At 66.8% G+C, this 8,689-nt stretch carries 7 protein-coding genes; 3 read left to right on the forward strand and 4 right to left on the reverse strand.

From position 1 onward, the window contains the following. Positions 1 to 281, reverse strand: a 281-nt coding sequence (hemC, locus tag KJ554_09280) for a hydroxymethylbilane synthase (GenBank protein MBU0742526.1), incomplete at its 3' end; no start/stop codon positions are given. Positions 282 to 333: 52 nt separating this feature from the next. On the opposite strand from hemC, the gene KJ554_09285 reads away from it, so the two are divergent. The 3 genes from KJ554_09285 to KJ554_09295 all read left to right on the forward strand — a co-directional run bounded on the left by KJ554_09285 (position 334) and on the right by KJ554_09295 (position 3,549). Then, positions 334 to 945, forward strand: coding sequence for an O-acetyl-ADP-ribose deacetylase (locus tag KJ554_09285; protein MBU0742527.1), 612 nt, complete (start codon positions 334 to 336; stop codon positions 943 to 945). Further along, complete coding sequence (locus KJ554_09290) at positions 942 to 1,154, forward strand: hypothetical protein (GenBank protein MBU0742528.1); 213 nt, start codon at positions 942 to 944, stop codon at positions 1,152 to 1,154. Before KJ554_09285 ends, KJ554_09290 begins: the two co-directional genes overlap by 4 nt. Positions 1,155 to 1,311: 157 nt before the next feature. Next, positions 1,312 to 3,549: a T9SS type A sorting domain-containing protein gene (locus tag KJ554_09295; GenBank protein ID MBU0742529.1), complete on the forward strand. Its 2,238-nt coding sequence runs from the start codon at positions 1,312 to 1,314 to the stop codon at positions 3,547 to 3,549. Between the two features lie 16 nt (positions 3,550 to 3,565). Here KJ554_09295 and KJ554_09300 read toward each other — a convergent pair whose 3' ends face one another. The 3 genes from KJ554_09300 to KJ554_09310 form a co-directional block, all read right to left on the reverse strand. Next, positions 3,566 to 4,246 carry a hypothetical protein gene (locus tag KJ554_09300; GenBank protein MBU0742530.1) on the reverse strand — a complete coding sequence of 227 codons (681 nt, stop codon included), beginning with the start codon at positions 4,244 to 4,246 and terminating at the stop codon, positions 3,566 to 3,568. A gap of 9 nt (positions 4,247 to 4,255) precedes the next feature. Continuing rightward, on the reverse strand, positions 4,256 to 5,422 hold the full coding sequence (locus tag KJ554_09305) for a Na/Pi symporter (GenBank protein ID MBU0742531.1): 1,167 nt from the start codon (positions 5,420 to 5,422) through the stop codon (positions 4,256 to 4,258). Between the two features lie 158 nt (positions 5,423 to 5,580). Next, entirely contained in the window at positions 5,581 to 8,262 is a 2,682-nt protein-coding gene (locus tag KJ554_09310; protein MBU0742532.1) for a VCBS repeat-containing protein, read from the reverse strand. Positions 8,263 to 8,689 lie beyond the last annotated feature (427 nt).

The raw sequence follows: 8,689 nt of genomic DNA on the forward strand, positions 1-8,689 counted from the left end.
CGGCCGATCATGGCGGCCAGGACGAGACCCGGCGGCATGTCGGTGGACAGGTCCTTCATGGAGTGCACGGCCAGGTCGATCTCGCCGACCAGCTGGGCCTCCTCCAGCTCCTTGGTGAAGAAGCCCTTGCCGACCATGGCGGCCAGCGGCACGTCCTGGATGCGGTCGCCCCGGGTCTTTATGACGACGATCTCCACCGCGGCGCCGGACGCCTGCAGCAGATCCCGCACGTGGCTGGCCTGCCACAGGGCGAGACGGCTGCCGCGCGTGCCGATGCGCACGGGCGGCGAGGGGGGCTGAAGCGGGCTGTCAGGCAAGGGTTCCTCCCGGTTGATGTCCGGCGGAAAATGTAATCCCTGGACCGTGATATTGTGTCATGATGTGGTCATCATATCGAATTGCCGGGATTCGGCAACGATCGGGGGAGGATTCGTGGGGCGCATCGAGATCGTCACCGGCGACATCACCACCCTCGCGGTGGATGCCGTCGTCAACGCCGCCAACACCAGCCTGCTCGGCGGCGGCGGCGTGGACGGCGCCATCCACCGCGCCGCCGGCCCCGCCCTGCTGGCGGAATGCCGAGCCCTGGGCGGTTGCGCCACCGGCGACGCCAGGATGACCGGGGGCCACGACCTGCCGGCGCGCCACGTCATCCATGCGGTGGGGCCGGTCTGGCGCGGCGGCCGCAGCGGCGAGCCGGATCTGCTGGCCTCGTGCTACCGGCGCTCCCTGGAGATCGCCCGCGACCACGAATTGCGCACGGTGGCCTTCCCGGCCCTCAGCTGCGGCGTGTACCGGTTCCCCCTGGACCGGGCCGCGGGCATCGCCGTGCGGGAGGTGCGGGGTTTCCTCGCGGCGAGCGAGCTCCCGGAAAGCGTGATACTGGTCTGTTTCGGCTACGACGTGCTCGCCGCCTACCGGCGAGCCCTGGAGGGGGACTCATGAGCGGAATCTGGAACGCGATGGATGCGCGCGCGAAGCGACTGGGCATCCTCGAGGTGAAACTGGCACAGGGCGCGGCCATGGGCCTGGCGCTGGCGGTCGGGAAGCTCCTCCCGGGCTTGATGGCGCTGAGCGTGTGGTGGTTCCTGGGGTTCGCGCTGGTCTGCGCGCTGGCGCCGGCTGCGAAGTTCTTCGGCGGCCGGGACGCCTGAGGGGCGAAACGACACCGCGGCGCGCGTCGATCACCTGCCCGTTCCGCGCACCCGGGACGGGGGTCGCGATTGACCGCCAGCTCCCGTTGTGATTTGATCTAATTCTGTGCATCCCAGCTCGTGCACCGCCTCCTCTCTCCACTTCGAGGTGACGGATATGTCCCGCGTCGGTTCGCTCCACATCTCTTCTTGTGTGGTAAACAGCGGACCCGTCTCGTCCAGGGCCGGCCGGCGCGCTCATCGAGCGTTGATCGTCGGCTGCACGTTTCTGCTGCTTCTGCTCGTCTCCCCGTGTCCGGCGCACGCCGTCAACATCGATTATACGGACTATTTCCACTGGGCCGGACTGGTCGAGGGCGCCGGCTCCGGATCCTATGAGGACGTGACCCTCCAGGGCGACTACCTCTACGCCGCCAGGAACGAGGGGGGAATACATGTCGTTTCGGTCGCGGACCCCCTCCACCCGGTCGTCGTGGGCGAATACGCGACACCGGACGACGCCCTCGATATCGCCGTCTCGTGGCCCTACGCGTACGTGGCCGCCGCGGGCGCCGGTCTCCTGGTCCTGGACGTCGCCGATCCGGCCGATCCGCTCCTCCTCGGATCCTCACCCATGCCTGACCTGGCACAGGGCGTGGCGATCGACGGGAACCGGGCCTTCGTCGCCTGCGGGGCCTTCGGCCTGGTCATCGTGGACATCGCCGATCCGGAAGTCCCGTTCGTGGCGGACTGGCTGGACACGTCCGGCGACGCGCACGGGGTGACCGTCTGGGGCGCGCACCTCGTCGTGTCCGACGGGTTTAGCGGCATCCATATCGTCGCGAGGGATCCCTACGCCGTCGTCAAGACCGTCGATACGCCGGGACAGGCCCTGGGCGTGTTTCCCGCGGGGGACCACCTGTACGTCGCCGATTACGATGCCGGGCTGGCCATAGTCCACGCGGCGCCGATCGCGGACGCCGCGATCGTCGGCACCGTGAGGCCGACGCCGGCCGTTCTCGACGTCGCCGTCGCCGGCGACATGGCCGTACTGGCCAGCCATTACGGCGGCATCGTCACCGCGGACGTCTCGAACGTGACGGCGCCGGCGTTGATCGCGGGGTCGACCGGCGCGTCCTTCGCGTACGGGATCGCGCTCGACGGGGAACACGCCTATCTGGCCGCCGGCTCCTTCATCCATACCTACGCCCTCGGCAACGGCGCCACCGTGCCGGTGTTCGACCATCTCGCACTCAACGTGCCGAGAGCCGTGGCGGCGGACCGTTTCTATCTGTACGCGATCGACTTCGCCCGGCTCAGCGTGGTCGATCCCGGCACGGGCGCCAAGGTCGGCGTGTGCGGGACCCTCTTCGACCCCCATGACATCTGTGTGGCCGGCTCCTACGCGTACATCGCCGACGATGCCGTGGGCCTGCGCGTGGCGGACGTGTCGGATTCCACGGATCCCGACCTGGCCGTCGGCATATACCTCGGGGGGGAGGCCTGGGGGCTGACCCTGCACGAGGATCGCCTCTACGTGGCCGTCGACGGGCTGGGCCTCGCCGTCCTGAGTCTCGAGCAGGACGCCGGCTCCCCCGCCTGGGTGGGGTTCGGGGTCACGCCGGGACAGGCCAGGGACGTCGTCGTGCAAGGGGGCGTGGCCTACGTCGCCGACGGCACCCGGGGCCTGCACCTGTTCGACGTGTCGGGGCCCGGCAACCCCCCGACCCTGGGTTCCCTGGTCTCGTCGCACGAGATCAGGTACCTGGACGTCGAGGGCGGCTACGCCTACGGGATCGACGGGGACGAACTCGTCGTGTTCGACGTCACCGACCCCGCGGACATCCAGCTGGTGGCCACGCTGCGGCTGCAGGGACCCCTGCGCGGCATAGAGGTGGTCGACGGCGTGGCCTACGTCGCCGATCCCTACGCCGGCCTGTACGTCATCGACGTCGCGAACCCGGCGGCTCCGGCGGTGATCGGCGGCGGCATCGAATCGACGTACCTCGTCGCGTCGATGACCTGCGCCAACGACCGGCTCTACGTCGTCGACGGGCGGGGCGTCTACCTGATGCCGCTGCACGGCCTGCCGACCGCGGTGGAGGACGGTCCGGGAGGCGCGGGCCCCGTGCCGCCGGCGGGTCCGTTCGACGTGGCCGTCGCCCCCAACCCCTTCAATCCCCGCACGACGGTCACCTTCTCGCTGGCCGCGTTCGGCGACGTGCGGGCCGGCGTGTACGACCTGCTCGGCCGGCAGGTCGCCACCCTGGCGGATCGTCGCTTCGGGCCGGGAGACCACGCGCTGCAATGGAACGGCCGCGACGCGGCGGGGCGACCGGCGCCCTCGGGCGTCTACTTCGTCCGACTGGCCACCGCGGGCGGCGGAAGAACGGAAAAGATGATGCTGGTGCGGTGAGGGGAGGGGGCGCCGCTCAGACGCCCTCCTCGTCGAAGAAATCCATCTTGTCCACGGGCATGACCACCGTGGTGGCGATGTTGCAGAGGTGCATGAAGATCCGCTTGTAGAAGCGCATCACCAGCACCAGGCAGACCGCGTCGGAGGTCTTCAGGTCGCTGCGCGTGATCTCGGCGATGGCTCTCTCGAGGGCGTGGCCCTTTTCGCGGGAGGTCTCGATGACCTGCCGGCAGCGGTTCTCGTCGCTCTCGCCGAAGGCCTCGGCGGTCTCCAGCATCGTGTCGCGCATGGTGTCGGCGAAGCCCTTCAGCTTTTCCTTGTACAGGCCGCGGTCGGCGCTCTCGGGCATCAGCTCGTGGGCCACGTCGAAGATGTTCTTGATGTAGTCGCCGATGCGCTCCGCGTCCTTCACCACGTTCATGAAGATCAGCCCGGACGGGATGTCCTCGCTGCGCCTTTCGAGGGCCAGATGGGTCACCACGCTGCGGCGCACCTCGCTCTCGAGCACGTTGACGCGCTGGTCGCGGTCGTAGAGCTTGGCCTGGGCCTCCTCGCCGCCCAGGCCCTCTATCAGGACCCGGTAGACGAACTTGTTCATCGAGACGCAGATGTCCAGCATCTCGCCCACGCGGCCGGTGGTGGCCGAGCTCCAGTTGTCCTTGCGGAAGATGTCGCGGAAAGATCCGAAGACTTTCATGTCGAACTCCTAGTGGAACATCCTCGAAACGAGGACGAAGGCCAGGGGCAACACGAAGAAGAGCCCCAGCATGTAGTAGACGGCGAACCACTTGTTGACGGCGGTGCGGGCGGCCAGCCCCTTCGCCAGGCGCACCGGGATCCGGCGCATCCCCCGGTGGGGATAGAAGATGGCGATGCCGCTCAGGTTGAACAGCAGGTGCACCAGCGCCACGGTCACCGCCGCGGCGTTGCCCGTCAGCGAGGCCAGCAGCGCGGTGACGGTCGTGCCCACGTTGGCGCCCAGGGTCACCGGCAGCGCCGTCTCGAGAGAGATGATGCCCGCGCCGACCAGCGGCACCAGCAGGCTGGTGGTGATCGAGCTGCTCTGGACGGTCACCGTCACGACCACGCCCAGCAGCATGGCCAGCAGCCCGTGCCCCTGGAGTTGCCGGCCGAAGGCCCCCTCCGCCCTCGAGATGACGACCTGCCGCATGACCCGGGTCAGCATCGCCAACGCGAAGAACAGCAGCGCCAGCGCCAGCACGAGCATGATCACGCCGGCGGCCGTCTCGGCCAGCGACCAGTCGTCCTCCAGCAGGCGGCTCACCACCTTGGCCAGCGGCTTGGTGGCGGCCTTGACCGGGCTGTGGAACTCCACCCCTTCGGTGCCGACCAGCAGGCCGGACAGCCACGAGGCCGTGCGCTCCAGGTAATGGGTGGCCTGCTCCAGCGGGAAGAGGATCAGGATGGTCAGCAGGTTGAAGAAATCGTGCATGGTGGCGCCGGCGAAGGCGCGCTGGAACTCCCGGCGACGTCCCATCGATCCCATGGCCACGATGGTGTTGGTGACCGTGGTGCCCATGTTGGCGCCCATGATGATGGGGATGGCGCTCTGCACCGTCAGCGCGTCGGCGGCCACCAGGCCCACCACGATGGACGTGGTGCCCGACGAGCTCTGGATCAACGAGGTGGCCAGCAGCCCGATCATCAGTCCGATCACGGGATTGGTGGTGCCGGTGATCAGGGCTTCGCTGAATGACTTGCCGAAGGTCTTGAAGGACACGCCCATCAGGGTGATGGCGAAGAGGAAGAGATAGAGCAGGATCAGCAGCGAGACGATGCGCAAGATGACGGGCAGCGGGCCCGACGGTCCGTTGGCGTCCGCCCCGGCGGCGGGCGGTCGGCTTACGTGCACGTCTTATCCCTTCGGTCGGCAAGGTCCGTTCGGGGCATCGAGGCGGTTTCGGGCGGGACGATATCCCACCGGCCGTGAACTGTCAAAGATCGATTCCGGGGATGCAATGAGAGGGGCCGGGGCATCCGCCCCGGCCCCCTGCTGAAGGTTGTCCCCGCCTATTTCACGAGGGTCATGCGCTGCGTCGCCTGGAGATCGCCGGCGACGATGCGGTAGAAGTACATCCCGGACGCAGCGGATCCGTCAGCGTCGGTCCGGCCGTTCCAGATCACGTGATGATCGCCGATTCCCCTGACCTCGCCGTCCACCAGGGTCTTTACGAGCCGGCCGCTGGCGTCGAAGATCTGCAAACGCACATCGACCGCTTCGGGCAGCGTGAAAGAGATGGTCGTCGATGGGTTGAAGGGGTTCGGGTGGTTGCTGATCCGGAACGCCAGGGCGTTCTGCGGCGTCTCGACGGCTGTCGCCGTGGTCTCGACCACCTCGAGGCGCGTGTTGACGGAGGTCACCGGGACCTCCTGGACCGTTCCGGAGGGCCAGATCACGGTAAGCGCAGCCTCGAAGGCGTCGCCGAGACCGAAATGGCATGTTGTCGGAGCCTGGACGAGATACCCCGCGGGAGCGATTTGGCGGACCTGGGTCTCGCCGCCGGCCGTCAACTCGAGCCGGGCGCCGAGCCCGTAGCGGTTGGAAGCCGTGCCGACGAGATCCACCTTGAGCCAATTGCCGCCATAGAGACCGTTGCGGAACATCCGGTTCGGTACGCCCTGCCAGGTGTGGTTGGAGACGTAGAGGTCCAGATCGCCGTCGCGGTCGTCGTCCGCGAAGGCCGCGCCCCAGGCGGTCAGCTCGGCGGTCGCCAGGTCGCCGCAGGTCGTGTCGGCGAAGCCGCCGTCGTGCAGGTTCTGGAACAGCCTGTTGTTGCCGTCGACGTTGGTCAGGAACAGGTCCAGCCAGCCGTCGTTGTCGTAGTCGCCCCACACGCAGGTGCGGCCGTCGCCCTCGTCGCCGGTGACGGCGTCGGTGGCGTCGCCGAACACGCCCACGTCGTTATGGAACAGCTTGTTGGCGCCGTCCTTGTTCACGACGTAGAGGTCCAGCCAGCCGTTGTTGTCGTAGTCGCCCCAGGCGCAGCCCTTGCCGCTGCCGGGATCGTCCACCGGCGGGGCGGACACGTCGGCGAAGCCCGCGCCGAGGTCATTGCGGAACAACTTGTTGGGGCCGTCCTTGACGGTCACGTACAGGTCCGGATCGCCGTCGTTGTCGTAGTCGCCCCAGGCGCAGCCGCGCGACCAGCCCAGGAAGGATGCGGGGTCGCCGACCACGTCGACGAACACGCCGCCGTCGCTGCGCAACAGCTTGCTGCGGCAGTCGTCGCCGGTGACGTAGAGGTCGATGTCGCCGTCCAGGTCCCAGTCGGCCCATGCGCCGGATGTGTTCTGATCGGCGTCGCCGAGGGGGCCGTCCGTCACGTCGGTGAACGCGCCGTCGTCGTTGCGGTAGAGGACGTTAGCATCGCCGTAGTTGACGACGTAGAGATCGAGGTCCCCGTCGTCGTCGTAATCGCCCCAGCAGCCCGCGCGCGAGTCGCCGTAGCCGCCGAGGACCATGTCCAGCTTGACGTAGTTGCCGCCGCCGTCGTTGCGCAGCAGCCGGTTGGCTCCGTTGTTGGCGAGGAAGAGGTCCTCGTCGCCGTCGCCGTCGAAGTCGCCCCACGAGACGCCGTGGCCGTCGACGGTGTCGCCGAGGGGGCCGGTGGTGGCGTTGGTCCAGAGGCAGCTAGTGGACTGGCCGGCCACATCGAAGGTGACGGTCTCAACGGTGCTCAGGCCGATGTAATTGACGGCCGTGATCCGGAGTTCGTGCTGGCCCGGGGCGTCAAAGGCCATGGTCTGCCCCGAAGCCAGGTCCGTTGTCAGATCCACGATGCCGACCAGGTCCATGATCCCGCTTTCGGGATCCTGGGCATCGAAGGTGAACTCGACCTCTTCATGCAGCCCGAAGGTCGCACCCTGAGCAGGTGAAAGCACCGTGATGAGCGGTGGCGTAGTGTCCGGATCGGGTTCCGTCACGCCAAGGACGAAGGCGAAGGGGTAGTCGTCGATCGGGACGTCGATGGCCGTTATTTCGAAAGTCCATTCCCCGTTCATCGGCTGATCGATGATGGAGATCAGTGGCGGTTGATCGGATTGCCACTGATCGTGGACCTCACCGTTCGGCATGTAGGCGGTGATCCGGAACTCGCTGCCCGCCCAGTTCAGTATGACCTGGAACGATGAGCTGCCGTTGTTCATGAAGCTGTACACGGCTGTGAGACCCTGGCTGATGAGGTCGAGCGCTTCCGTACCCATGGCGTAGCTCGAGCCCATCATCTGTTCGGTCGTCCTGAGCAGGTCCTCGACCTGCAGGTCGTCGATCAGCCAGTAGTTTCCGCTGTCGTGGATCAGCATGTACGCAATCTCGTCCCCGGAGACGCTCAGTGGCGAAAGCTGGTATGATCCGAGGTTGCCGGGAGTATAGTCTTGATCGATCAGACTGCCCTGCGCGTCGTACGCTTCCAGATAGAGCCCTGTGTACGTGCTCGTCAGCAGGGAGATGCTGCGTGCAGTCGCACCCGTGAAATCGATGCGTCCCATGCCCTGGTTCGGACCGAGCCAGGCGAAAAAGTCGCCGTTGCATACGTACTGGCCATAGGGATCGACATTGTAATTGCCCGTCCGGACATCACCGTACAACCAGTCGTAACCCTGGGTCGTCGTGAAGAACATGCCGGGGATCGTGCTGCTGATCACCGCGCCGTCCGTGCCGTCCTCGAAGTCCATGGCCGCGACACTAGCCACTTCGGCTACAGTAAAGGTGTTAACGACCGACCAGGGACCTGCTGGGTTCTCGGCGTAATCTTGGGCACGCACCCGCAAGTAATAGGTCCCCGCGGGCAGTGAGAGGCTTCCTTCGGTTCCGGTATATTCGGCCTCATGTACCAGGGAACTGAAATCGACAGCGGCCGATATCTGGACTTCGTAGTAACATCCGCTCGCATAGAGTTGATTCGTGTCTGCAAAGTTCGGATCGTTCACGTCGCCCCAGCGCAGGGTGATAGCAGCCCGTCGAAAAACCCCGAGTTCGCCCTACGCCACCGTTCCCCAGAGATGATGACCGGTGACACACCCACCGGGATGTGATCTCACTCTCACTCGTGCTCGGAGAACTCGCCTGACAGTCCGCAAAAAGGCGCCCACCGCCGCCCGGACAGGGCGCCTGAGGTCC

It is taken from the genome of bacterium, assembly GCA_018814885.1.
In the GTDB taxonomy this organism is placed as follows: domain Bacteria; phylum Krumholzibacteriota; class Krumholzibacteriia; order LZORAL124-64-63; family LZORAL124-64-63; genus JAHIYU01.